This window comes from Pseudomonas sp. 2,4-D, assembly GCF_030418155.1.
Lineage (GTDB): Bacteria > Pseudomonadota > Gammaproteobacteria > Pseudomonadales > Pseudomonadaceae > Aquipseudomonas > Aquipseudomonas alloputida.
The window spans coordinates 412,021-436,348 of record NZ_JAUHUI010000001.1 but is presented as its reverse complement, the minus strand read 5'-3'; the positions used below and the strand labels follow the sequence as shown (position 1 = coordinate 436,348).

Here is a 24,328-nt window from a genome sequence, read left to right as displayed (position 1 = left end):
TGGTACAAATTAGAGTATAGGCTCTAGGCAACCCCGGCCCGGACTCGACACCACCATGAACTCGCCCAGTGCCTTGCCCCCTGTGCAATTCGACCTCGACCTCGCGACGACGTTCGCGGCCAAGCGCCTGGCCTTTGCCGGTAACCCGCTGCCACCAGCGGCGCAGCGGCGGCAGTGGCTGAAGAGCCTGCGTGAAGCCTTGCTGAGCAGCCAGGCAGAACTGATCGAAGCCATCAGCCAGGATTTTGCCGGGCGCAGCGCCGACGAGACCTTGCTGGCCGAACTGCTACCGTCAGTGCAGGGCCTGCGCCACGCCGAAAAGCACTTGCAAGGCTGGATGCGCACCCGCCGACGCCGTGTCGGCCTGGCGTTCCAGCCGGCCAGCGCACAGGTGCGCTATCAACCCTTGGGCGTGGTCGGCATCATCGTGCCGTGGAACTACCCGTTGCTCCTCGCCATCGGCCCGTTGACCTGCGCCCTGGCCGCCGGCAACCGGGTCATGCTCAAGCTTAGCGAGGCCACGCCCGCGACTGGCCTGGCCCTGCAGCAACTGCTCGAGCGTGTGTTCCCCACAGACCTGGTCAACGTTGTGCTCGGTGAGGTCGAGGTGGGCCAGGCCTTCGCCCGCCTGCCCTTCGACCACCTGCTGTTCACCGGTGCCACCAGCGTGGGCCGCCAGGTGATGCAGGCTGCCGCACACAACCTGACCCCGGTCACCCTGGAGCTGGGTGGCAAATCCCCCGCTATTGTTTCTGACGACGTGCCGCTGGACAGCGCCGCCGAGCGCATCGCCTTCGGCAAGACCCTCAACGCCGGCCAGACCTGCGTCGCCCCCGACTACGTACTGGTGCCACGCGAACGGCTGCCCGCCTTCAGCGACGCCTACCAGCGCGCCGTGCACCGACTGTACCCGCGCATCGCCGACAACCCCGACTACACCGCCATCATCAACCCGCGCCAGTTGCAGCGCTTGCAGCACCTGCTGGATGATGCCCGCGCCAAAGGCGCGCAAGTACTCGACTTGTACCCAGGCGAAGCCCCTCAGGGCCGGCGCCTGCCGCCACACTTGCTGCTGGACGTAAACGACAGCATGCAGGTGATGCAAGACGAAATCTTCGGCCCACTATTGCCGTTAGTGCCTTATGACAGCCTCGACCAGGCCTTGGCCTACATCAATCAGCGCCCACGCCCACTGGCGCTGTACTTCTTTGGCTATGACCGCCACACCCAGGAGCATGTGCTGCGTCACACCCACTCCGGCGGTGTGTGCCTGAACGACACCTTGCTGCATGTTGCCCAGGATGATCTGCCCTTCGGCGGCATCGGGCCTTCAGGCATGGGCCACTACCATGGTCATGACGGTTTCCTCACCTTCAGCAAGGCCAAGGCGGTACTTGCCAAGCAACGCTTCAACGCCGCACGGCTGATCTACCCGCCTTATGGCAAAGCCTTGCAACGCCTGGTCTACAAATTATTCATCCGCTGAGGGCCGCGCCATGCACCGCCGCGACCTGCTGCGCTTCAGCCTCGGCGCCAGTGCTTTTCTGGCGGGTGCCAGCCTGGTGGGGTGCAGCGTGCAAACCGCCGCAACCGGCTATCAGGTACTTCGTGACGACGACCTGCCCCTGCTGCGTGCGCTGATCCCGGTGGTCCTGGCCGGTACACAGGCCACCGATGCGCCGGTGTTGCGCAGCCTCGACAACAAGCTGGCGGCGTTGTCGCCGGAAATGCTCAAGCTCACCCGGCAATTGTTCGACGTGCTCAGCCTGCCGCTGACTCGCGGCCCGCTGACCGGCGTCTGGGGCAGCTGGGGCCAAGCTGGCGCCACGCAGGTCACGGCGTTCCTGCAACGCTGGCAGGACAGCTCGCTGAACCTGCTACGCATGGGGCACGCCTCGTTGCTGCAACTGCTGCAAATGGCCTGGTACGAACGCCCCGAATCCTGGGCAGACTGCGGTTACCCGGGCCCACCGAAAATCTGAAAACAACAAGAGCATCGCCAATGCCTGTCCCCGACCCGTTTCGCCAAGGCCTCGAACGCGGCTGGATCACCCACGACGCCTCTCGCCTGGAGCACGACCTGTTTCTGGAGGCCGACATTGCCGTGATCGGCAGTGGTGCCGGCGGCGCCACCAGTGCGCAGATGCTCAGCGCTGCCGGTTTCAAGGTACTGCTGATCGAAGAAGGCCCCCTGAAGACCAGCAGCGATTTCCACCTGCTGGAGAGCGAAGCCTACGCCAGCCTTTACCAGGAAGGGCTGGGGCGCATGAGCAAGGATGGCGCCATTACCATCCTGCAGGGCCGCGCCGTGGGCGGCACCACGCTGGTGAACTGGACCTCGATCTTTCGTACTCCACCGCAAACCCTGGCGCACTGGGCCTCGGTCCATGGCGTGAACGGTTTGGGCGAGGATGAACTGCGCCCCTGGTTCGAGCGCATGGAGCAGGAACTGGGCATCAGCCCTTGGGCCTTGCCGCCGAATGCCAACAACGATGTGCTGCGCCGGGGCTGCGAACAGCTGGGTTACCGCTGGGGGGTGATCCCGCGCAATGTGCGCGGCTGCTGGAACCTGGGCTACTGCGGCATGGGCTGCCCTGTGAATGCCAAGCAATCGATGCTGGTGACCCGTATACCTGCCACCCTCGAGCAAGGCGGCGAACTGCTGTACCTGGCGCGGGCCGAGCGCTTCACCCACAACGGCGAACGCATTCAGAGCCTGACATGCCAGGCCCTGGACGCCCAGGGCATACACCCTACCGGCAGGCAGGTCGGCGTGCGGGCACGCCATTACCTCCTGGCCGGTGGCGGTATCAACAGCCCGGCCCTGCTGCTGCGCTCTGCCGCGCCCGACCCGCATGGTCGCCTGGGCAAGCGAACCTTCCTGCACCTGGTCAACTTCAGTGCGGCACGCTTCAGCGAGCGTATCGACCCCTACCATGGCGCCCCGCAATCGATCTACAGCGATCACTTTCAGTGGCAAGGCGGCGTAGACGGCCCGGCTGGCTACAAGCTGGAAGTACCGCCGCTGCATCCGGCCCTGGCCAGCACCCTGCTGGGCGGGCTCGGCCACGAAAGTGCCCAGCGCATGGCCGAGCTGCCACATACCCATGTGATGCTGGCGCTGCTACGCGATGGTTTTCACCCCGAAAGCCAAGGCGGGACCGTGGAACTGCGCGGCGATGGTTCACCCGTGCTCGATTACCCGGTCACCGACTACCTGCGGGATGGCCTGCGGCGCGCCTACCGCAGCATGGCGCAAATACAGTTCGCTGCTGGCGCCACCCAGGTAACCCTGGTGCACAGCGACGCCAGCGCCGCCTCTAGCCTGGAACAGGCCCTGACCATGATCGACAAACTGCGTCTGGAGCCCTTCCGCACGCGCTTGGGCAGCGCCCATGTAATGGGCGGCTGTGCCCTCGGAGAAGACCCGCGCCACGCGGTGTGCGACAGCCTGGGCCGCCATCACCAGCTGGAAAACCTGTCGATTCACGACGGTTCACTGTTCCCCACCAGCATCGGCGCCAACCCGCAATTGTCGGTGTATGCCATCAGCGCCAGGCTCAGCGAAGCACTGGTCAGCCGCCTGGCACACAGCGCATGACAACGAACATGGCCCCTGTCTATAGTGCCATCAGTCGGCCGCATGACTTGGCCGGGGCGCCGTCGCTGCGCTACCATCCGACTCCCCAACGCACTCCAGCCAGGATGACGCGATGAACCGAGTGTTGTACCCGGGTACTTTCGACCCCATTACCAAAGGCCATGGCGATCTGGTCGAGCGCGCTTCGCGGCTATTCGACCACGTGATCATCGCGGTGGCGGCCAGCCCCAAGAAAAACCCTTTGTTCCCCCTGGAACAACGGGTTGAGCTCGCCCGTGAGGTCACCAAGCACCTGCCCAATGTCGAAGTCATCGGCTTCTCTTCCCTGTTGGCGCATTTCGCCAAGGAACAGGGCGCCAACGTCTTCCTGCGTGGCCTGCGTGCGGTGTCCGACTTCGAGTACGAGTTCCAGCTGGCGAACATGAACCGGCAACTGGCCCCCGATGTCGAGAGCCTGTTCCTGACGCCGTCGGAGCGTTATTCGTTCATTTCCTCGACCCTGGTCCGGGAGATTGCTGCGCTGGGCGGTGATATCAGCAAGTTCGTCCACCCGGTGGTGGCCGACGCACTGACTGAACGCTTCAAGAAGCAAGCCTGACGCCTGATTGTCGCGCCCGCGTGCACTGCGGGCGCGAATGCGGCACAATTGTGCCCATTGCGTTGAACATGCCCGGGCTGTGAGCCCCGGCCGGAGTCCCCATGTCCCTGATCATCACCGACGATTGCATCAATTGCGACGTCTGCGAACCCGAGTGCCCGAACGAGGCTATCTCCCAAGGCGAAGAGATCTACGTGATCGACCCTAACCTGTGCACCCAGTGCGTAGGCCATTACGACGAGCCGCAGTGCCAGCAGGTGTGCCCGGTCGACTGCATCCCGCTGGATGAAGCGCACCCGGAAACCGAAGAACAGCTGATGGCCAAGTATCGCCGGATCACTGGCAAGGGCTGATCACTGCCCTTCGCTGCACGCTCCCTGTGGGAGCGGGCATGCCCGCGAACACCGGCGCAGCCGGAGCCATTCATCGCGTCGCCTGCTTCGCGGGCTTGCCCGCTCCCACAGTTACCGCGCCAACGTTCAGGTTTTGCTTCAACAGGTTTGCAGCGAACGTTTTATCGTTGGCAGCGCGGGCAGTACACGCTCGCCCTCTGCCCCAGCTTCACTTCGCGCAACTCAGTGCCGCATACCTTGCACGGCTGCCCGCCACGCCCGTACACAAACAGTTCCTGCTGGAAGTACCCTGGCTGCCCATCGCCACCGATGAAGTCACGCAAGGTGGTACCACCCTGCTCGATCGCCGCTGCCAGCACCCGTTTGATCTCGATCGCCAGTTTCAGGTAGCGCGCCCGGGAAATCCCGCCCGCCTCCCGGCGTGGGTCGATACCGGCGGCAAACAGCGCCTCGGTGGCGTAGATGTTGCCCACCCCTACCACCACCGCGTTGTCCATGATGAACGGCTTGACCGCCATCGACCGCCCGCGGGACAGCTGGAACAGCCGTTCACCATCGAACAGGTCGGTCAGCGGCTCAGGCCCCAGGCGCAGCAGTAGCTCATGGTTCAGAGGATCCAGGCTCCACAGCATGGCACCAAAGCGGCGTGGGTCGGTGTAGCGCAGCATCAGCCCGGACTCCAGCTCGATGTCGACATGCTCATGCTTGGCCGCCGGCAAGCCCAGCTCGACCAGCCGCAGGTTGCCCGACATGCCCAAATGGCTGATCAGCGTCCCCACTTCGGCATTGATCAACAGGTACTTGGCGCGTCGCTCCACGCTGACGATGCGCTGCCCTGACAGGCGCACATCAAGGTCTTCCGGAATCGGCCAGCGCAGGCGTCGGTCGCGTACCACCACACGGCTGACGCGCTGGCCTTCCAGGTGTGGCGCAATACCGCGCCGGGTGGTTTCTACTTCTGGCAATTCCGGCATGTGTCAGTGTCCGCCCAACTCGCGAATATTCTGCTTGAGGTTTTCGAAATCGTATTCCGACAAGCCAATGTAATCGAGCACCAAAGGGCCGACCGCATTCCATTCGTGGTCCACCGACTGGTTGCCCAGCACCCGGTAGGACGCGCAGATATGCTCGGCCATCTTCAGCACCGCCAGCAGGTTTTTCAGCTGGCTCTGGGTATTGCGCGAGGTATCGTCGCGGAACACGGCCAAGGCATTGTGGTGGTTGGCGATGGCCGCAGTGAGGTGCTCGGGCAAGCGCCAGGATTTGGCTGTGAAGTAGCCGACCACTGAATGGTTGGTGTTGAACGTGCGGTTTTCGGTATCGACCACGCGTGTTTCTTGGTCGGCCTTGGCGTATGCCTCTTCCAGCACGTCCATGTAATCGGGGAAGCGCTTGAGCATCAACGGCACGCCACAGTCATGGAAGAGGCCAAGGGTATAGGCCTCGTCCGCCGCCTGTATGCCGGTACGCTTGGCCAGTGTCAGGCAGGTCATCGCGACGTCCTGGGCGGTATCCCAGAAGCGGTTGAGGGTAACGATGGTCTCGTCACTCATCTCGCCCTTGATCGACTGGGCGTTGATCAGGTTGATGATCGAACGGCTCCCCAGCAGGTTCACCGCACGCTGGATCGAACCGATCTTGTTCGACAAGCCGAAGTGCGGAGAGTTGACCAGCTTGAGCAAGGCACCAGAGAGGCCCGGGTCCTGGGAAATCAGCTTGGCGATGGTTTCCAGGTCTGGGTCAGGCATGTACTGCTCGAACTGCAGATCGACCATGATCTGCGGTTGAGGCGGGATGGTGATGCCTTGCAAGGCTTGCTGGATCTGTTCGGCGCTGAGTTCTTGGGACATACGTGCACACTCGTTTAGGACGCGGCATTTTAACCCTCTAAGCGCTCCCAGTTACCACACCTCTAAAGGCGAAAGCACAGCAGACACGCTATAATCCCGCTCTTTTTCCCGGAGCGACGTCATGTCCCTGCCCAGCCTTCGCCTCAAAGCCAATGCCGACCGCCGCCTGCGCGCCGGCCACCTGTGGGTCTACAGCAACGAAGTCGATGTCAGCGCGACCCCTTTGCAAGGCTTCCAGGCGGGTCAGCAGGCCATTCTCGAGGCAGCCAACGGCAAGCCGCTGGGCATCGTCGCACTGAGCCCGAACAACCTGATCTGCGCCCGCCTGCTGTCACGCGACATCAAGCTGCCGCTGGACAAGTCGCTGCTGGTACACCGCTTGAACGTCGCCCTGTCGCTGCGCGAGCGCCTGTTCGACCAGCCGTGCTACCGCCTGGTCTACGGTGACTCCGACCTGCTCCCTGGCCTGGTGGTCGACCGCTTCTTCGATATCCTCGTGGTGCAGCTGGCCTCGGCCACCATGGAAGCGCACAAGGATGACGTGATCGCCGCACTGGTGCAGGTGCTCAAGCCCAGCGGCATCCTGTTCAAGAACGATTCGGCCGCGCGCGACGCCGAAGGCCTGCAGCGCTATGTCGAGACCGTCTACGGCGAAGTGCCGGACTGGGTGCCGCTGGAAGAGAACGGCGTCAAGTTCGAAGCCCCGGTGCGCGAAGGCCAGAAGACGGGCTGGTTCTACGACCACCGCATGAACCGCGCCCGCCTGGCACCGTACGTGAAGGGCAAGCGTGTACTCGACCTGTTCAGCTACATCGGTGGCTGGGGCGTGCAGGCCGGTGCCTTCGGCGCCAGCGAAGTGTTTTGCGTCGATGCCTCGGGCTTTGCCCTGGACGGCGTGGAGCGTAACGCTGCACTGAACGGCATCAGCGAGAAGCTGACCTGCATCGAAGGCGACGTGTTCGAAGCCCTGCGCGAGCTCAAGGCAGCCGAAGAACGCTTCGACGTGATCATTGCCGACCCACCTGCCTTCATCAAGCGCAAAAAGGACCTGAAAAACGGCGAAGCGGCCTACCGCCGCCTGAACGAACAGGCCATGCGCATGTTGAACAAAGACGGCATCCTCGTCAGCGCCTCGTGCTCGATGCACCTGCCCGAGGACGACCTGAACAACATCCTGCTGACCAGTGCCCGCCACCTGGACCGCAACATGCAGCTGCTTGAGCGAGGCGGTCAGGGCCCGGATCACCCGGTACACCCGGCCATCGCCGAAACCCGCTACATCAAAAGCATCACCTGCCGGTTACTGCCAAACAGCTGATATCTGCCAAAAAGGGCCGCCCAGCGGCCCTTTCCTGCCGCAATCCCCCCGCCAACCATCCACATCTGCATTCCCTCACCGCGCCAGCGGTGTAGAATCGGCCTATTCATCGCCAGTCATCCCCGGCGGGTTTATGAGCTCTGGTCAAGCACGCGGCGATCCCGCGCAGTCTTGGCCCCATCCGTGCCAGTGGCAACCGGCCTGCGGCGCAAAGGACAAGAGAAGCTCACTCCCCTATTTGTGACCTGATTAAGCCGCCAGGAGTGTTTCATGCCTGATTATCGTTCCAAGACTTCCACCCAAGGCCGCAACATGGCCGGCGCCCGTGCCCTGTGGCGCGCCACCGGGATGAAGGACGAAGACTTCAAGAAACCGATCATCGCCATCGCCAACTCGTTCACCCAGTTCGTCCCGGGCCATGTGCACCTGAAGGACCTGGGCCAGCTGGTGGCCCGCGAAATCGAACGCGCCGGTGGCGTGGCCAAGGAATTCAACACCATCGCGGTCGATGACGGCATCGCCATGGGCCACGACGGCATGCTGTACTCGCTGCCAAGCCGCGAAATCATTGCCGACGCCGTGGAATACATGGTCAATGCGCACTGCGCCGACGCTATCGTCTGTATCTCCAACTGCGACAAGATCACCCCCGGCATGCTGATGGCCGCCCTGCGCCTGAACATCCCGGTGATCTTCGTTTCCGGCGGCCCGATGGAAGCCGGCAAGACCAAGCTGGCCAGCCACGGCCTGGACCTGGTCGATGCCATGGTCATCGCGGCCGACTCCACGGCCTCCGACGAGAAAGTCGCCGAATACGAGCGCAGCGCCTGCCCGACCTGCGGTTCGTGCTCCGGCATGTTCACCGCCAACTCGATGAACTGCCTGACCGAAGCCCTGGGCCTGGCCCTGCCGGGCAACGGTTCGACCCTGGCCACCCACTCCGACCGCGAGCAGCTGTTCCTCACGGCCGGCCGCACCATCGTCGAGCTGTGCAAGCGCTACTACGGCGAGAATGACGAGTCGGTACTGCCTCGCAGCATCGCCAACTTCAAAGCGTTCGAAAACGCCATGATGCTGGACATCGCCATGGGCGGTTCGACCAACACCATCCTGCACCTGCTGGCCGCAGCACAGGAAGGCGAAGTGGCGTTCGACCTGCGCGACATCGACCGCCTGTCACGCAAAGTGCCGCAGCTGTGCAAAGTGGCGCCGAACATCCAGAAGTACCACATGGAAGACGTCCACCGCGCCGGCGGCATCTTCAGCATCCTCGGTTCGCTGGCCCGTGGCGGCCTGCTGCACACCGACCTGCCGACCGTGCACAGCCGCAGCATGGAAGAAGCCATCGCCAAATGGGACATCACCCAGACCGATGACGAAGCCGTGCACACCTTCTTCAAGGCTGGCCCTGCCGGTATCCCGACCCAGACCGCATTCAGCCAGTCGACCCGCTGGGAAACCCTCGACGACGACCGTGAAAACGGCTGTATCCGCAGCTTTGAACACGCCTACTCGCAAGAGGGCGGCCTGGCCGTGCTGTACGGCAACATCGCACTGGATGGCTGCGTGGTCAAAACCGCCGGTGTCGACGAATCGATCCACGTGTTCGAGGGCACCGCGAAGATCTTCGAAAGCCAGGACAGCGCCGTGCGCGGCATCCTCGCCGACGAGGTGAAAGCCGGCGACATCGTGATCATCCGCTACGAAGGCCCGAAAGGCGGCCCGGGCATGCAAGAAATGCTCTACCCGACCTCGTACCTCAAGTCCAAAGGCCTGGGCAAGGCCTGCGCCCTGCTCACCGACGGTCGCTTCTCAGGCGGTACTTCGGGCCTGTCGATCGGCCACGCCTCGCCAGAGGCCGCGGCGGGCGGCGCCATCGGCCTGGTGCGCGACGGCGACAAGGTACTGATCGACATCCCTAACCGCTCGATCAACCTGCTGGTCAGCGATGAAGAGCTGGCGGAACGCCGTGTCGAGCAGGACAAGAAGGGCTGGAAGCCAGCCGAGGTCCGTCCACGCAAGGTAACCACCGCGCTCAAGGCCTATGCCCTGCTGGCCACCAGTGCCGACAAGGGTGCGGTGCGTAACAAGGCAATGCTCGAAGGGCTGTAAGGGCTTTTCTGGCATTGGCACAACCGGCGTCTCGTACGCCGGTTTTTTTTGCCTGTGGATAAAGGCTGGATCAAAGCTCTCGCTTCGCGGCGCACAGTGTAGTGGTCGAACAGACCCTCGGCCCTGAGGGCGCCAGGATCCGTGAACGTGCCATTGAACAAGTGACCCTGTTGGCGCAAAACATTGACCAGAAAGCCGCCCAGCCCCTCATTGTGGGCCGCGATGGTTGATATTCCCGTTACTGAATCTGCTCCGGCGTGACAATCACCCAGTTCTTGTCCGCCGTCACCGGCAACCCTTCCTTGGCCTGCGCCGCCGCATTTTTGGCAATCATCCCGTTGAGCTGGTCCATGTACTTGGCCTTGCGGTTTATCCACAGGTGGATACCGCCTTTGCCCACATCCACCCCGTGGAACTGCATGTAGCCATCGCTGGTCGGCGTGTCGCCGCCCACCAGCACCGGTTTCTTCCATTCGTCGATGTAGGTAAGGATCGCCGCCTGCTTGCCCGCCATCCAGGTGGCCGGGGTCCACAGGTAAGGGGTCAGCTCCAGGCCCTCGTTAGCCTTGGCATCGTAGTGCCCGGCGCTGATCTGCTTGCGCGCAGTGGTCAGCTGTCCGCTGGCGCGGTCCTTGAGCAGCAGGCTCACGCCAATCACGTTCTGGGGCTTCACGTTGTAACCATACTTGGGGTCCGAGGCGACCATGCGTACCAGCTCTTCGGAGGCCGCCGAAATCACATAGACGTCGATGCCGTTCTCCATCAGCTTGTTGTACAGCTCGGCCTGGCCCTTGAAGACCTTGGGCGGCTGAACCTCGATGGCCTTGACCTGGTCGCCTTCGTAATAGGTGCTGGGGATCGGCTTGGTCGAAGCCATCAGCTCATCCACCTGCACCTTCAGCTCCTGCAAGGTAAAGCCGGAGAACACCTGGGCTACCCACGGGTAGCAGACCATGTCATCGATCTCACACAGCCGGTAGTAGTAACTGAACAGGCTTTCCTTGTGCTCGGCAGTGTCCTTGAACGGCATCAGCTTCAACGAAGGGTCGAGCTTGTCGCGGCTTAGCAGGCCCTTGTTTTCCATGAACGGAAGCAAGGCTTCTTCCAGGTCATAGCGGTAACTGGTGTTGTCCATGTCGAACACCGCGTAGTTACCCTTGTTGGCATTGGCGGCGATCATGCTGTCGAGCTGTTTGGCCGCGTCAGCAGGCCAGTGTTTGAGCTCCGTGGCGAAGGTTTCGATACTGAACAGCAGGGACAGGCCAATGGCGGCGGCTTTCGCAGCGACTTTCATGTACGAATCTCCTGAAATGACCCAGAAACGCTAGTGCAACAATTCCTACTGCAAGCCCCCGATAACGACCTCCAGGCAGCCGCAAACGCCTTGTTCATTGCAATCTGCGACATCCCGTTATTCCATAAACGACTATGTAAATTCCATTTGGGTATAAATTCGTTTGTTTTCAGGCTGTTAGCATTTCCGTTCGCAATCGCTCACAGAGGCGATGCCACTTATGCTTTTTTCTGCTGGAGCTTCAATGAACCTGCCGCTGTCACTCAACCTGCTGGCGTTCCTGGCCCTGTTGCTGGGTCTGGCACAAACCCGCCGCACCGACTGGAGCCTGGCCAAGAAGGTACTGCTTGGCCTGGTGCTGGGCGTGGTCTTCGGCCTTGTGCTGCACACGATCTATGGCGCTGGCCACCCCGTGCTCAAGGCAACCATCGCCTGGCTCGATCTGGTCGGCAACGGCTATGTCGGCCTGCTGCAGATGATCGTCATGCCGCTGATCTTCGCCTCGATTCTCAGTGCCGTGGCACGTTTGCACACTGCCTCTTCGCTGGGCCGCATCAGCGTGCTGAGCATTGGCACCCTGCTGCTGACCACGGCCATTGCCGCCCTGATCGGCATTGTGTTGACCAACCTGTTCGGCCTCAGCGCCGAGGGCCTGGTGGCCGGCGTCCAGGAAAGCGCACGCATGCAGGTTATCCACAGTGACTACGCGGGCAAGGTTGCCGACCTCAACATCCCGCAACTGCTGCTGTCGTTCATCCCCAGCAACCCGGTAGGCGACCTGGCGCGGGCCAAGCCGACCTCAATCATCAGCGTGGTGATCTTTGCGGTGTTCCTCGGTCTGGCCGCGCTGCAGCTGATCAAGGACGACGCCGAGAAGGGCGAGCGCGCCCTGTCCGCCATCGATACCCTGCAGGCCTGGGTGATGCGCCTGGTGCGGGTCGTGATGAAGCTGACCCCCTATGGCGTGCTGGCGTTGATGACAAAAGTAGTGGCCAGCTCCAACACGGAGGACATCCTCAAGCTGGGCAGCTTCGTGGTGGTGTCGTACCTGGGCCTGGGGTTGATGTTCGTGGTGCATGGCATCATCCTCGCCGCCACCGGTGTGAGCCCGCTGCGCTTCTTCCGCAAGGTGTGGCCGGTGCTGACCTTCGCCTTCACCAGCCGTTCCAGCGCCGCCAGCATTCCGCTGAACATCGAGGCACAAACCCGCCGTCTGGGCGTGCCGCAATCGATCGCCAGCTTCAGCGCATCGTTCGGCACCACCATTGGCCAGAACGGCTGCGCCGGGCTCTATCCTGCCATGCTGGCGGTGATGGTCGCGCCAGCGGTAGGCATCGACACCTTCGACCCGCTGTGGATCGCCACCCTGGTGGCCATCGTCACGCTGAGCTCTGCAGGGGTTGCCGGCGTGGGCGGCGGTGCCACCTTTGCCGCGCTGATCGTGCTGCCAGCCATGGGCTTGCCGGTGGAACTGGTGGCGTTGCTGATTTCGGTGGAGCCGCTGATCGACATGGGCCGTACGGCGTTGAACGTGAACGGTTCGATGACGGCGGGCGTTGTCACCAGCCAGCTGTTGAAAGAGACTGACAAGGAAGTGCTGGCCGGTGATGAACATGCCGAGCTGAGCCACACCTGACAGATCGCCGGGGCGCATTGCGCCCCTTTCGCGACAAGGCCGCTCGTGTCTTGCTCAAAACCTAAACCCCCTGCGGTCCCGTGTAGGAGCGGGTTCACCCGCGAAGGGCTGCAAAGCAGCCCCAACAATCTCTGCCCCCCTGCGGCCCCCGTAGGAGCGGGTTCACCCGCGAAGGGCTGCAGAGCAGCCCCCAACAATCTCAACCCTTATCCCAAACCTCGAAGTGATACACCGGCTTACCTTCCTCAGCCTGTACCTCGCTAGAAGTCAGCCTCCACTGCCCTTCATCAAATGCCGGGAACCACGCATCCCCCTCTGACGCCAACTCAACCCGCGTCAGGTACATGCGGCTGACCAGCCCCTTCTCCAGCGCCTGCCCATACAGCTGCGCGCCACCAATCAGCATCAGCTCACCGACGCCCTGCTCGCGCGCCCACTGCTCGGCCCGCACCAACGCCTCTTCAAGCGAGGCGAACACCTCGGCACCCGCCAGTTCAAGCCCCGGCTGGCGGCTGACCACGATGTTCAGCCGCCCAGGCAGCGGCCGCCCCAGCGAGTCCCAGGTCTTGCGCCCCATGATGATCGGCTTGCCCAGGGTGGTGGCCTTGAAGTACTTGAAGTCCCCCGGCAAATGCCAGGGCATGGAGTTGTCGATGCCGATCACGCGGTTCTCGGCATAAGCCGCGATCAGGCTGAGGGGGAGTGATGTATTCATGCCGGCGAGGATAGCACCGGGCGTGTGGGTTATGCTTCTGCCTTGACCTGTGCAATGGAAGACCTTGTGACTGCACCCACGCCACTGGACAAGCGCTGGCTCACCGAAGCGGTACGCCTGCGCGAAGAACATGCCGGCCCGCTGGAAGACCAGGAAGCGAACCGCCACGCCCGCCAGCTAGGTGGCGACCTGGCCACGCGCATCGAAACACGTGCGCTGTTCCTGGCCGAGCGCGATGACATGACCGGCGCCCTGCGCCATTGGAAGCAGGGCGCGCGTCTGGCGCTGCTGGCCCTGCTGCTGCTGGCCGTGCTCAGTGGCGCAGGCCTGGGGCTGGCCGCCCTCGGTGACGGGCAGCGCCCGGTGAATGTGTTCTGGGCGCTGGGCAGCCTGCTCGGGCTGAACCTGCTGATGCTGCTGGGCTGGGCCATGGGTTTTGCCCTGAGCGGCGAGCATGGCGCAGGGTTGGGCCGCTTGTGGCTGTGGCTGAGCGAACGCTTTGCCCGCGATGCCAAGGCCGCGCACCTGGCGCCAGCGCTGCTGGTGCTGCTGCAACGTCAACGCCTCAACCGGTGGCTGCTCGGCCTGTTGGTACACGGCCTTTGGCTGCTGGCGATGCTCACCGCGCTGGGCATGCTGCTGGTCTTGCTGGCAACCCGGCGCTATGGCTTTGTCTGGGAAACCACCTTGCTCGCCGCCGACCCGTTCATTCACCTGACCCAAGCACTGGGCGCCCTGCCCTCGTTGCTGGGCTTCGCCGTGCCCGACGAAGCCATGATCCGCGCCAGCGGCGACAGCCTGCCGGCCCTGGACATGGCACGCCAGGCCTGGGCCAGCTGGCTGCTTGGCGTGGTACTGGTATACGGCCTGCTGCCCCGCCTGCTGCTGGCCGGGTTATGCCTGTGGCGCTGGCGCCAGGGCCGCGAACGCCTGACGCTGGACCTGGGCCTGCCCGGCTACGCGCAACTGCGCGAAGCACTGATGCCGCGCAGCGAGCGCATCGGCGTGCAGGATGCTGCCCCGCAAGCCTTGCCACAGTTTGCCGCCGGGCAGCTGGAAAGCGGCAGCAGCGGTGCCCTGCTGGTCGGCCTGGAGCTGGACGACCAGCGCCCCTGGCCACCCGCCCTGCCCAAAAGCGTGACCGATGCCGGCGTACTCGACAGCCGCGAATCACGCAACCGGCTGTTGGAGCAGCTCAGCCGCTTCCCGCCGGCACGCCTGGCCATCGCCTGCGACCCACGCCGTTCGCCTGACCGCGGCAGCCTGGCGCTGCTCGCCGAACTGGCGCGCAATGCCGGCGCAACCCGTATCTGGCTACTGCAGGCTGCACCCGGCCAGCCCCTCGATGCGCAGCGTCTGGGCGATTGGCACGAAGCCCTTGACCGTCTTGGCCTGCACCATGCCGACACCTCACCGCTGACCTGGCTGGAGCATGGCCATGACTGAGCCACTGAAACTGGCCGTGGTCGGCCATACCAATGTTGGTAAAACCTCGCTACTGCGCACCCTGACCCGCGACGTCGGCTTTGGCGAAGTGTCCCACCGCCCCAGCACCACCCGCCATGTGGAAGGTGCGCGGCTGTCTGTGGACGGTGAACCCTTGCTGGAGCTGTACGACACGCCCGGCCTGGAAGATGCCATCGCCCTGCTCGACTACCTTGAACGTCTGGAACGCCCGGGCGAGCGCCTGGACGGCCCGGCCCGGCTGGAGCGCTTTCTGCAGGGCAGCGAAGCGCGCCAACGCTTCGAACAGGAGGCCAAGGTATTGCGCCAACTGCTGGCCAGTAATGCCGGGCTGTATGTGATCGATGCGCGCGAGCCGGTGCTTGCCAAGTACCGCGACGAACTGGAAGTACTGGCCAACTGCGGCAAGCCGTTGCTGCCGGTGCTCAACTTCGTCGCCAGCAGCCAGCACCGCGAGCCTGAATGGCGTGAAGCCCTTGCCCGGCTTGGGCTTCACGCATTGGTGCGGTTCGACAGCGTGGCCCCGCCAGAGGATGGCGAGCGCCGTTTGTACGAAAGCCTGGCGCTGCTGCTGGAAAACGCCCGCCCGGCGCTGCAACGGCTGATCGACGACCAGCAGGCACAGCGTTTGGCACGCCGGCACAGCGGCAAGCGCCTGATTGCCGAGCTGCTGCTCGATTGCGCTGCATGCCGGCGCAGTGTCGAGGCCGAACCAGCGGCAGAAGCTCGGGCCATTGAGGCGCTGCGCCAGGACATACGCCAACGAGAACAACGCTGCGTCGAAGCCCTGCTCAAGCTGTATGCCTTCCGCCGTGAGGACGCCCACGCCAGCGACCTGCCATTGCTGGACGGCCGCTGGGGCGATGATTTGTTCAATCCAGAGACGTTGAAACTGTTGGGCGTGCGCCTGGGCAGCGGCGTGGCGGCGGGGGCGGCAGCGGGGGCCGGGGTCGATTTGCTGGTTGGTGGCCTTACCCTCGGCGCGGCGGCGCTGGCCGGGGCGATTGCCGGCGGTGCGCTGCAGACGGCGCGCAACTATGGCTCACGGTTGATGGGCAAGCTCAAGGGCAAGCGCGAGCTGACCGTGGACGACACGGTATTGCGTCTGCTGGCCTTGCGTCAGCAGCAGTTGATGGTGGCGCTGGATAACCGCGGGCATGCGGCGCAGGACAGCATCAGGCTGGGTGAGCTGGATGAAAAGGCCTGGCGCGAGGGCAAGTTGCCGGAGGCGCTGGTCAAGGCGCGGGCGCACCCGCAATGGTCCACCCTGAATCCCGGGGCGAAGCTGAATCAGGCTGAGCGGCAGGGACAGCTGGAGGCGCTGGTTTCACAGATTTGAGCCAGCAGGCCCGGCCCTTTCGCGGGTGAACCCGCTCCTACAACGGCCTGTGCCCCCCCGATGTGTGTCCACCACCGTGGTAGGAACGGGTTTACCCGCGAATACGGTGGCGGCGGCAACGGTGAACGGCGGGTGGAGATTGGCCAGCAGGACCGGCCCTTTCGCGGGTGAACCCGCTCCTACGACGGGCTGTATTCCACTGTCCCCGTGTAGGAGCGGGTTTACCCGCGAAGAGGCCAGCCCTGCAACAGTGAAGCGTTACTGCTGGGCCACCTTCTCCGACTTGCCGTCATAGCGCTTGCGCCATTCGGCCAGAATCTGGTCGCGGTTTTTCGAGGCCCAGGCAAAGTCGTTCTTGATCAACCGCTGCTCATAATCCGCCGGTAGCTCGGTCTGCGGCTTGGCGATGCCCGGCGCGGCCAGTACGGCGAAGTTTTCCTTGTACAGTTCCATGGCCGCCGGGCTGGCGGAGAAATCGGCCAGGCGCTTGGCTGCATCCGCCTTGGGCGAGCCTTTGATCACTGCGGTTGCCTCGATCTCCCAGCCCAAGCCCTCCTTTGGCAGCACGATGTCCAGCGGCGCGCCTTGGCGCTTGAGCTGAACGGCCGGGTATTCGAACGAAATACCGATCGGAAACTCGCCCGCCGCCGCCAGCTTGCACGGTTTGGAGCCGGAATGAACGTACTGGCCGATGTTCTGGTGCAGCGCATCCATGTAGGCCCAGCCCTGCGGCTCGCCAAAGGTCTGCAACCAGGCACTGACATCCAGGAAGCCGGTGCCGGACGAGGCCGGGTTGGGCATGACGATCTTGCCTTTGTACTCAGGCTTGGTCAGGTCCTGCCAGCTCACCGGTTTGCTCAGGCCCTGTTTCTCGGCCTCGATGGTGTTGAAGCAAATGGTGGCGGCCCACACGTCCATGCCGACCCAGGCTGGCGGGTTGGCGGCGTCGCGATAATTGCCGGAGATCTTGCCCAGGTCCTTTGGCGCATAGGCTTCGAGCATGCCGTTCTGGTCGAGGATGGCCAGGCTCGATGCCGCCAGCCCCCACACAGCGTCGGCTTGCGGGCGCTCTTTCTCCGCCAGCAGCTTGGCGGTGATGATACCGGTGGAATCACGCACCCACTTGATCTCGATATCCGGGTTGGCTTTCTCGAAGGCCTGCTTGTAGGTTTTCAGTTGCTCGGCTTCCAGGGCGGTGTAGACCGTCAGTTGGGTATCGGCGGCCGAAGCCTGCAGGCTGAACACAGCGGAAACGGCAACGGCAAGTGCAAGGTGCTTGTGCATGGGTAGGTTCCTTACAGGTCAGACGGTCGCGGCGCGTTGGCGCCAGGCTTGGGAGCGGCGCAGCAGGCCGCGCGAGGCTGCAGCCAGCAACAGTGAAGCGCCGGCACTGGTCAGCAGGATCAAGGTGGACATGGCGGCGGCACCGCCAACGTTGCCGGCGTCGTCCATGTTCAGCACGGCAACGGCAGCCAGGATGGTGTCGGGGCTGTACAGAAAGATCGCTGCCGACACGGTGGTCATCGCCGATACGAACAGGTAGCGGATGATGTCCAGCAGTGCCGGCAGGCAGATCGGCACGGTCACCCGCACGAAGTGCCTGTACAACGGCGCCTTCAGCGACAGCGCGGCGGCCTCGAACTCGCCGTCGAGTTGGCGCAGGGCAGTGGTCGCGGTCATCTGCGCGGTGGTCAGGTAATGGGCAATGGTGCACACCACCAGCAACCCCATGCCGCCGTACAGCACATGCAGCGGGTTGCCGTTCAGGTTGAAGAAGAATACGTAGCCCAGGCCCAGTACCAGGCCCGGCACGGCCATGGGGATGAAGCTGAGCAGGCGCAGCGCATGGTTGAGCAGACGTTGGCCTTGGGTCTTCTCCATAAGGTAAGCACCGGTGAAGATCACGATGCTGCCGATCAGCGCGGTGCCAATGGCCATGGTCACGCTATTGCGGTAGGCCAGCCAGCCGCCACCGGCAGTGTCTTCGAACATGTAGTGGCGCAGCGACAACGACAGGTTGTAGGGCCAGAAAGTGACCAGCGAGGAGTACACCGCCATACCGATCACCACCAGCAACGCCGCGCACACCAGCAGCACAATGGTCAGGAAGCAGGCATCGCGGCCGCGTGACGGCTTGGGTTCGAACACCTGGGCACGGCCGCCCATGGCCTCGCCCTGGCGTCTACGCAGCCAGGCGTCGACGGTAAAGCTGAACAGGGCCGGCAACAGCAGCACCATGCCGATCAGCGCGCCACGGCCGAACTGTTGCTGGCCCACCACCGCCTTGTAGGCTTCCAGCGCCAGCACTTGATAGTCGCCCCCCACCACGACCGGTACACCGAAGTCTGTGATAGTCAGCGTAAATACCAGGCAAAACGCCGCGAACACCGCCTGGCGCGAGGCCGGCCAGGTGATGCTGGTGAACGCACGCCACGAGCCTGCCCCCATACTGTGGGCCGCATCGAACAGGCGAGCATCGGCCAGTGACAGTGCCGACAGCAGAATCATCAGCGCATGCGGGAAGGTATAGATGGCCTCGCCCAGCACGATGCCCCAGAAACCGTAGATATTGTCGCTGAGCAACCCGCGCAGCAGGCCCTGGTTGCCAAACAGGTAGACCAGGGCGATAGCCGGCAGCATCGACGGCGCCAGTAACGGCAGCAGCGAAATCCCCCGCCACAGGCCCTTGACCGGGATCAGCGTGCGTTGCAGGGCATAAGCGAACAGATAGGCCAGTGGTACCACAATGGCCGCGACGGTGAAGGCCACCGACAGACTGTTGCCCAGCAACCAGTGGAAGTTGTCGCTGGCGAACAGCTCACGGGCCGCCAGCAGGCCACCACCCTGGCCCGCTTCACCGCTGAAACCACGCCAGAAGATCGCCAGCAACGGCATCAGCACGGCCAGCACCAACAGGATCAGCAGCAGGCTCTTGCCACCGACGACGAACAGCCGGTCACCCAGGGCGAAGCCAGCACGCGGCGCGGCCTTGGCCTGGCTCAATGGCAGGGACATTGGCGCGGCCATCTCAGGCAAACACCTGCAGGCTCTGCGGCGGCAACGCCACCCAGATGTCCTGCGAACCCAGGCGCGGCATGGCCTCGGGGGCCAGCTCGGCCAGCAGGGCATGGCCTGGCAGGGCCTTGAGTTCAAAGCTCATGCGGCAGCGGTTACCGAGGAAGGTGATTTCGCGGACCATGGCCGGGAACAGGTTTTCTTCGTGCACCACCGGGTTGACCGTGATCGCTTCCGGGCGGCAGAACAGCCGGCCACTGCTGGCCTGGGCTGAACCCGGCGCCAGGCGCATGTTCATGTCGCCGACCTGGGCATGGCTGTCGCTGCTGCGCTGGAACGGCAGCCAGTTGCCCTGGCCGACGAACTCGGCCACGAACGGCGTGGCCGGGTGGTCGTATATTTCCTGCGGGGTGGCGTACTGCTCGACTTGGCCGTTGTTCATCACCGCGATGCGGTCGGCCATCAACATGGCCTCGTCCTGGTTGTGGGTAACCATCAACGTGGTGATGCCCAGTTGGCGCTGCAGCTGACGCAGTTCGGTGCACAAGTGCTCGCGCACCCGGGCGTCCAGCGCCGACATCGGTTCATCGAGCAGCAGCAGCGATGGCGACGGTGCCAGCGCGCGGGCCAGGGCCACACGTTGCTGCTGGCCACCGGAGAGCTGGCCTGGGTACTTCTTCTCGCTACCCGACAGGCCTACCAGTTCGAGCATTTCGGCCACCCGCTGGCGGGCCTGCTCCCGACCACTGCCCGACAGGCCATAGGCGATATTGGCTTCGACGGTAAGGTTGGGAAACAGCGCGTAGGACTGGAACAGGATGCCGTAGTCCCGCGCCTGGGGGGATAGATCGGAGATATCGCGTTCGCCGATGTACAGCGTACCGCGATCCTGGCGCTCCAGGCCGGCAATGCAACGCAGCAGCGTGGTCTTGCCACAGCCGGATGGGCCGAGCAGGCACACCAGTTCGCCCGCAGCGATGTCCAGCGAGACATCGTTGAGCGCCGTAAAGGCACCGAAGCACTTGTGGATGTTGCGCACTTTAATCTGTGCGCCGGGGGTGGTGTGGTTCATGGCATGGCCTCATCGAAGAGATGGGGCCATGCTAGGCAGGCTGTGCGAAGGTTCTGTGGCTTAAAGGCAAAAGCCGATGATAGTGGTATAGGTAGATTTAGTAGTGGCCTGTACCGGCCTCTTCGCGGGTAAACCCGTTCCTACAACGGCATGCATGTTCGCGGAAAATGCAGGCACGCGGGTACGCTGAAATGTAGGAGCGGGTTTACCCGCGAAGAAGCCAGCAGAAATCTAGAACTGCGAACCGGCCACTTCCTGCGCCACCCCCAGGAATGCCGCCGGCAACCTGGCCTGGCGCCGTTCCTTCAGGCAATACAGGTACTCGTGCATCACCGGCGCATTTTCCAGCGCCAGCACCCGGAGTTCGGGATTGTGCGGCACCTCATGGCGGGCAATCACGCTGATGCCGATATTGCGCAGCACCGCTTCGCGGATCGACTCGCGGCTGCCGATTTCCATCATGGCGCTGGCCTTGACCCCGGCCTCCTGCATCATCTGCTCGGTCAGCTTGCGTGTGGTCGAGCCCTTCTCGCGCATCAGCAGGCAATGCCCCGACACCACCTCGATCGACACCGACTGGCGATGGGCCAGCGGGTGGTTGCGGTGCACCGCCACCACCAAAGGGTCAGTGCCCAGTATCCGCCGCACCAACCGTGCGTCCTCCACCCATTGCGACGACGCGGCAATGTCCACCCGGTAATCCTCGAGCATTTCCAGCACTTGCTGCGAGTTGCCGATCTCCACCGCCACTTCAACCCGCGGCAAACGTTCGCGATAGATCTTGACCAGGTCGAGAATGTAGTAAGGCGCAGTGGCCGCAATGCGCAGGCTGCCCTGGGCCTGACCACTGTTGCGCAGCTCGAACTCGATGTCGGCTTCCTGCTGCAGCAGCGCCTTGACCATCGGCAGCAGGCGTAAGCCCTCCTCGCTCAACACCAGGCGCCGCCCGCCGCGGTAGAACAGCTCCACGGCGTACTGGCCTTCCAGGCTGCGGATCTGCGTGGTCACCGTGGGCTGGCTGAGGCCAAGCTTCTTCGCCGCCTGGGTAATGCTGCCCAGACGGGCCACCATGTAGAAGGCCTTCAGCTCGGAACTCAGCATGTACGTCCTCTATTTGCGCAAAAGGCGCAAGCCGTTGAACACCACCAGCAAGCTCACGCCCATGTCAGCGAACACCGCCATCCACATCGTGGCCATGCCGGCGAAGGTGATCGCCAGAAATATCGCCTTGATGCCCAACGCCAGCACGATGTTCTGCATAAGGATCGCCGCACTTTGGCGCGACAGCCTGACGAAGGCCGGGATTTTGCGCAAGTCATCATCCATCAGCGCCACATCGGCCGTCTCGATGGCGGTGTCGGTGCCGGCAGCAGCCATGGCAAAACCGATTTCGGCGCGGGCCAGCGCCGGGGCGTCGTTGATGCCGTCACCGACCATGCCCACCCGATGGCCTTGGGCGTACAACGCCTCAATGGTTCTCAGCTTGTCGGCCGGCAACAGGTTGCCCTCGGCGCGGTCGATCCCCACCACGGCGGCAATGGCCTGCGCAGTATGCGGATTGTCACCGGTCAGCATGACAGTCTTGATACCCAGCTGATGCAATTCGGCAATCGCCTGACGGCTGCTGTCCTTGACCGTGTCGGCCACAGCGAACAGTGCCAGTGGCCCGGAGCGGTCAAGCAGCAGGACCACGGTCTTGCCCTGGCGCTCCAGCGCATCCAGTTGGGCCTCCAGCGCTGGTGAACACAGCCCCAGCTCCTCGACCAGGCGATGGTTGCCCAAGTGGTAGACCTCACCGGCGATGACACCACGCACGCCACGCCCGGCCAGCGCAACGAAGTCACTGACCTCGCTCAAGGCCAGGCCTTGCTGCTTGCCGAACTCGGCAATAGCGCGGGACACCGGGTGGTCCGAACGCTCGCCCAGGCTGGCCGCCAAGGCTTGTGCGCGGTCTTCGAACAGCGGCGTCAGCACCTTGGCGTCGGTCTGCACCGGCTTGCCATGGGTGATGGTGCCGGTCTTGTCCAGGGCCAGGAAATCCAGGTGGCGGCCACCCTCCAGATACACGCCACCCTTGATCAGGATGCCTTTGCGCGCAGCGGCGGCCAGGCCACTGACGATGGTCACCGGGGTCGAGATCACCAGCGCGCATGGGCAGGCCACCACCAGCAGCACCAAGGCGCGGTAAATCCAATCGAACCAGGCGCCAGCCATGAACAGCGGTGGTATCAGCGCCACGGCCAGGGCAATGGCGAACACCACCGGGGTGTAGATACGTGAGAAACGGTCGACGAAGCGTTGGGTAGGCGCCCGCGCGCCCTGCGCTTCCTCCACGGCCTTGATGATCCGCGCCAGGGTCGACTGCCCGGCAGCGGCGGTGACGCGAAACTCCAGCGCCCCCGCCTGGTTGATGGTGCCAGCGAACAGCTTGTCGCCCACCCCCTTCTCCACAGGCAGGCTTTCGCCGGTAATCGGCGCCTGATCGACGCTGGATTGCCCGCTGGTCACTTCACCGTCCAGGCCGATACGCTCACCGGGGCGCACCCGCACCAGTGCGCCGACGGCCACCTCACGCACGTCCAGCTCGCGCCACTGGCCATCGGCCTGCTGTACGGTGGCCATGTCCGGGGTCAGTTGCATCAACCCGCCAATGGCATTGCGCGCACGGTCCAGCGAACGCGCTTCGATCAGTTCGGCAACGGTGAACAGCACCATCACCATAGCCGCTTCCGGCCACTGGCCGATCAGTACCGCACCCGTCACAGCGATACTCATCAGCGCATTGATGTTGAGGTTACGGTTTTTCAGGGCAATCCAGCCCTTCTTGTAGGTACCCAGGCCGCAACCGAGGATCGCTGCCAGTGCCAGGCCCGCCACCATCCATTCCGGGGCGAGTGCAGCAAAGTGCACGATTTCGGCGGCGATTGCGGCAACACCCGACAATGCCAGTGGCCACCAGCGGGCCTTGGCCGGTTGTGGCACGCTGACGCTGCCGTCGTCCTGGGCGGCAATCGGCTCGGCCTTCATGCCCAGGCTGTCGATAGCCCGCTCGATATCGGCGGTGCCGTCCAAGGTGTGGCGCACGCCAAGTACGCGGTTGATCAGGTTGAATTCCAGCTGTTCGATACCGGCCAGCTTGCTCAGTTTGTCCTGAATCAGGGTCTGCTCGGTGGGGCAGTCCATGGCATCGATGCGGAAACGACTGAGTTGTGCCTGGGCACTGGCCGTTTCGCTCAGTTGCACCAGCGGCGGCACGGCTTTGGCGCCGCAGCAGGTGTGAGCGTGGGCAGCATGGCCATGGTCGTCATCGCCATGAGCGTGATCGTGATCGTGATCGTGCGGATGCTTGTGTTCGTGGCTGACAGGCTGGTTCATGGGGTCATCCTTAAATTGAGCCTGTTGCCAAGTGAACACCCTGTAGCCACTATAGGGTCAAGCCACTTGCTGGAGATTTCGTGATGAAGATCGGAGAACTGGCCAAAGCCACCGACTGCGCGGTGGAAACCATCCGCTACTACGAGCGTGAAAACCTGCTGCCAGAGCCGGCGCGCAGCGAGGGCAACTACCGGCTGTACACCCAGGCCCATGTGGAGCGGCTGACCTTCATCCGCAACTGCCGCACGCTGGACATGACCCTGGACGAAATTCGCAGCCTGCTACGCCTGCGCGACAGCCCCGCCGACGCGTGCGGCAGCGTCAATGCGCTGATCGACGAGCATATCGAGCATGTTCAGGCGCGGATCGATGGCTTGGTGGCATTGCAGGAGCAACTGGTGGAGCTGCGGCGGCGCTGCAACGCGCAGGGGAGTGAATGCGCGATCTTGCAGCAACTGGAGACAAACGGGGCGGTATCGGTGCCGGATACCGAGCATTCGCATGTGGGGAGAAGTCACGGCATTGAGCCAAAAGCTTCGCGGGTGAACCCGCCCCCACAGGGACCGCGCACGACTTAGGCCTGTGC

At 63.6% G+C, this 24,328-nt stretch carries 20 protein-coding genes; 11 read left to right on the top strand and 9 right to left on the bottom strand.

Annotated elements, in window-relative coordinates; genetic code table 11:
* Positions 1 to 55 precede the first annotated feature (55 nt).
* The 5 genes from QYE47_RS02055 to QYE47_RS02035 all read left to right on the top strand — a co-directional run bounded on the left by QYE47_RS02055 (position 56) and on the right by QYE47_RS02035 (position 4,552).
* Positions 56 to 1,486: a coniferyl aldehyde dehydrogenase gene (locus QYE47_RS02055; RefSeq protein ID WP_070384447.1), complete on the top strand. Its 1,431-nt coding sequence runs from the start codon at positions 56 to 58 to the stop codon at positions 1,484 to 1,486.
* A gap of 10 nt (positions 1,487 to 1,496) precedes the next feature.
* Positions 1,497 to 1,982, top strand: coding sequence for a hypothetical protein (locus QYE47_RS02050; RefSeq protein WP_014592739.1), 486 nt, complete (start codon positions 1,497 to 1,499; stop codon positions 1,980 to 1,982).
* 20 nt (positions 1,983 to 2,002) lie between these two features.
* Positions 2,003 to 3,601, top strand: coding sequence for a GMC family oxidoreductase (locus QYE47_RS02045; RefSeq protein WP_014592740.1), 1,599 nt, complete (start codon positions 2,003 to 2,005; stop codon positions 3,599 to 3,601).
* Positions 3,602 to 3,713: 112 nt separating this feature from the next.
* On the top strand, positions 3,714 to 4,199 hold the full coding sequence (gene coaD, locus QYE47_RS02040; protein ID WP_010955660.1) for a pantetheine-phosphate adenylyltransferase: 486 nt from the start codon (positions 3,714 to 3,716) through the stop codon (positions 4,197 to 4,199).
* A gap of 101 nt (positions 4,200 to 4,300) precedes the next feature.
* Positions 4,301 to 4,552: a YfhL family 4Fe-4S dicluster ferredoxin gene (locus QYE47_RS02035; RefSeq protein WP_003249063.1), complete on the top strand. Its 252-nt coding sequence runs from the start codon at positions 4,301 to 4,303 to the stop codon at positions 4,550 to 4,552.
* Between the two features lie 161 nt (positions 4,553 to 4,713).
* On the opposite strand, the gene mutM is transcribed toward QYE47_RS02035, so the two are convergent.
* Both mutM and QYE47_RS02025 read right to left on the bottom strand, forming a co-directional pair.
* A complete protein-coding gene (mutM, locus tag QYE47_RS02030) occupies positions 4,714 to 5,526 on the bottom strand; it encodes a bifunctional DNA-formamidopyrimidine glycosylase/DNA-(apurinic or apyrimidinic site) lyase (protein ID WP_010955661.1) in 813 nt (270 codons plus the stop codon).
* A gap of 3 nt (positions 5,527 to 5,529) precedes the next feature.
* Positions 5,530 to 6,348 carry an HDOD domain-containing protein gene (locus QYE47_RS02025; RefSeq protein WP_172830965.1) on the bottom strand — a complete coding sequence of 273 codons (819 nt, stop codon included), beginning with the start codon at positions 6,346 to 6,348 and terminating at the stop codon, positions 5,530 to 5,532.
* A gap of 175 nt (positions 6,349 to 6,523) precedes the next feature.
* Here QYE47_RS02025 and QYE47_RS02020 point away from each other — a divergent pair, with 175 nt between their 5' ends.
* Positions 6,524 to 7,720, top strand: a complete 1,197-nt coding sequence (locus QYE47_RS02020) for a class I SAM-dependent rRNA methyltransferase (protein WP_004575470.1) — start codon at positions 6,524 to 6,526, stop codon at positions 7,718 to 7,720.
* 270 nt (positions 7,721 to 7,990) lie between these two features.
* Entirely contained in the window at positions 7,991 to 9,832 is a 1,842-nt protein-coding gene (ilvD, locus tag QYE47_RS02015; RefSeq protein ID WP_003249056.1) for a dihydroxy-acid dehydratase, read from the top strand.
* A gap of 238 nt (positions 9,833 to 10,070) precedes the next feature.
* Here ilvD and QYE47_RS02010 read toward each other — a convergent pair whose 3' ends face one another.
* Entirely contained in the window at positions 10,071 to 11,126 is a 1,056-nt protein-coding gene (locus QYE47_RS02010; protein ID WP_014592742.1) for a phosphorylcholine phosphatase, read from the bottom strand.
* A 244-nt stretch (positions 11,127 to 11,370) separates the two neighbouring features.
* Here QYE47_RS02010 and QYE47_RS02005 point away from each other — a divergent pair, with 244 nt between their 5' ends.
* Positions 11,371 to 12,762, top strand: coding sequence for an L-cystine transporter (locus QYE47_RS02005; protein ID WP_014592743.1), 1,392 nt, complete (start codon positions 11,371 to 11,373; stop codon positions 12,760 to 12,762).
* A 199-nt stretch (positions 12,763 to 12,961) separates the two neighbouring features.
* Here the strand turns inward: QYE47_RS02005 and QYE47_RS02000 are convergent, their stop codons facing one another.
* Positions 12,962 to 13,477: a dihydrofolate reductase gene (locus tag QYE47_RS02000; protein ID WP_014592744.1), complete on the bottom strand. Its 516-nt coding sequence runs from the start codon at positions 13,475 to 13,477 to the stop codon at positions 12,962 to 12,964.
* Between the two features lie 54 nt (positions 13,478 to 13,531).
* Between QYE47_RS02000 and QYE47_RS01995 the strand changes: the two genes are divergently transcribed.
* Both QYE47_RS01995 and QYE47_RS01990 read left to right on the top strand, forming a co-directional pair.
* Positions 13,532 to 14,923 (top strand): DUF2868 domain-containing protein, encoded by a 1,392-nt coding sequence (locus QYE47_RS01995; protein WP_041167109.1) that lies wholly within the window; start codon positions 13,532 to 13,534, stop codon positions 14,921 to 14,923.
* A complete protein-coding gene (locus tag QYE47_RS01990) occupies positions 14,916 to 16,280 on the top strand; it encodes a GTPase/DUF3482 domain-containing protein (RefSeq protein ID WP_070384448.1) in 1,365 nt (454 codons plus the stop codon). The genes QYE47_RS01995 and QYE47_RS01990 overlap by 8 nt, the downstream gene beginning before the upstream one ends.
* Positions 16,281 to 16,538: 258 nt before the next feature.
* On the opposite strand, the gene QYE47_RS01985 is transcribed toward QYE47_RS01990, so the two are convergent.
* The 5 genes from QYE47_RS01985 to QYE47_RS01965 form a co-directional block, all read right to left on the bottom strand.
* Complete coding sequence (locus QYE47_RS01985; protein WP_014592747.1) at positions 16,539 to 17,564, bottom strand: putative 2-aminoethylphosphonate ABC transporter substrate-binding protein; 1,026 nt, start codon at positions 17,562 to 17,564, stop codon at positions 16,539 to 16,541.
* Positions 17,565 to 17,582: 18 nt separating this feature from the next.
* A complete protein-coding gene (locus tag QYE47_RS01980) occupies positions 17,583 to 19,307 on the bottom strand; it encodes a putative 2-aminoethylphosphonate ABC transporter permease subunit (RefSeq protein ID WP_014592748.1) in 1,725 nt (574 codons plus the stop codon).
* A 1-nt stretch (position 19,308) separates the two neighbouring features.
* Positions 19,309 to 20,367: a putative 2-aminoethylphosphonate ABC transporter ATP-binding protein gene (locus QYE47_RS01975; RefSeq protein ID WP_014592749.1), complete on the bottom strand. Its 1,059-nt coding sequence runs from the start codon at positions 20,365 to 20,367 to the stop codon at positions 19,309 to 19,311.
* Positions 20,368 to 20,598: 231 nt separating this feature from the next.
* A complete protein-coding gene (locus QYE47_RS01970; RefSeq protein ID WP_014592750.1) occupies positions 20,599 to 21,468 on the bottom strand; it encodes a LysR family transcriptional regulator in 870 nt (289 codons plus the stop codon).
* 9 nt (positions 21,469 to 21,477) lie between these two features.
* Positions 21,478 to 23,742: a heavy metal translocating P-type ATPase gene (locus QYE47_RS01965; protein WP_014592751.1), complete on the bottom strand. Its 2,265-nt coding sequence runs from the start codon at positions 23,740 to 23,742 to the stop codon at positions 21,478 to 21,480.
* A gap of 83 nt (positions 23,743 to 23,825) precedes the next feature.
* On the opposite strand from QYE47_RS01965, the gene cadR reads away from it, so the two are divergent.
* Positions 23,826 to 24,320, top strand: coding sequence for a Cd(II)/Pb(II)-responsive transcriptional regulator (cadR, locus tag QYE47_RS01960; RefSeq protein ID WP_014592752.1), 495 nt, complete (start codon positions 23,826 to 23,828; stop codon positions 24,318 to 24,320).
* Positions 24,321 to 24,328: the final 8 nt, after the last annotated feature.

Coding starts and splice junctions, on each gene's coding strand:
- QYE47_RS01995 (WP_041167109.1), top strand. CDS start 13,532: ATGGAAGACCTTGTGACTGCACCCACGCCACTGGACAAGCGCTGGCTC.
- coaD (WP_010955660.1), top strand. CDS start 3,714: ATGAACCGAGTGTTGTACCCGGGTACTTTCGACCCCATTACCAAAGGC.
- QYE47_RS01975 (WP_014592749.1), bottom strand. CDS start 20,367: ATGAACCACACCACCCCCGGCGCACAGATTAAAGTGCGCAACATCCAC.
- QYE47_RS01970 (WP_014592750.1), bottom strand. CDS start 21,468: ATGCTGAGTTCCGAGCTGAAGGCCTTCTACATGGTGGCCCGTCTGGGC.
- QYE47_RS02000 (WP_014592744.1), bottom strand. CDS start 13,477: ATGAATACATCACTCCCCCTCAGCCTGATCGCGGCTTATGCCGAGAAC.
- QYE47_RS01980 (WP_014592748.1), bottom strand. CDS start 19,307: ATGGCCGCGCCAATGTCCCTGCCATTGAGCCAGGCCAAGGCCGCGCCG.
- QYE47_RS01985 (WP_014592747.1), bottom strand. CDS start 17,564: ATGCACAAGCACCTTGCACTTGCCGTTGCCGTTTCCGCTGTGTTCAGC.
- QYE47_RS02050 (WP_014592739.1), top strand. CDS start 1,497: ATGCACCGCCGCGACCTGCTGCGCTTCAGCCTCGGCGCCAGTGCTTTT.
- QYE47_RS02035 (WP_003249063.1), top strand. CDS start 4,301: ATGTCCCTGATCATCACCGACGATTGCATCAATTGCGACGTCTGCGAA.
- QYE47_RS02010 (WP_014592742.1), bottom strand. CDS start 11,126: ATGAAAGTCGCTGCGAAAGCCGCCGCCATTGGCCTGTCCCTGCTGTTC.
- ilvD (WP_003249056.1), top strand. CDS start 7,991: ATGCCTGATTATCGTTCCAAGACTTCCACCCAAGGCCGCAACATGGCC.
- QYE47_RS01965 (WP_014592751.1), bottom strand. CDS start 23,742: ATGAACCAGCCTGTCAGCCACGAACACAAGCATCCGCACGATCACGAT.
- QYE47_RS02005 (WP_014592743.1), top strand. CDS start 11,371: ATGAACCTGCCGCTGTCACTCAACCTGCTGGCGTTCCTGGCCCTGTTG.
- QYE47_RS01990 (WP_070384448.1), top strand. CDS start 14,916: ATGACTGAGCCACTGAAACTGGCCGTGGTCGGCCATACCAATGTTGGT.
- QYE47_RS02020 (WP_004575470.1), top strand. CDS start 6,524: ATGTCCCTGCCCAGCCTTCGCCTCAAAGCCAATGCCGACCGCCGCCTG.
- cadR (WP_014592752.1), top strand. CDS start 23,826: ATGAAGATCGGAGAACTGGCCAAAGCCACCGACTGCGCGGTGGAAACC.
- QYE47_RS02055 (WP_070384447.1), top strand. CDS start 56: ATGAACTCGCCCAGTGCCTTGCCCCCTGTGCAATTCGACCTCGACCTC.
- QYE47_RS02045 (WP_014592740.1), top strand. CDS start 2,003: ATGCCTGTCCCCGACCCGTTTCGCCAAGGCCTCGAACGCGGCTGGATC.
- mutM (WP_010955661.1), bottom strand. CDS start 5,526: ATGCCGGAATTGCCAGAAGTAGAAACCACCCGGCGCGGTATTGCGCCA.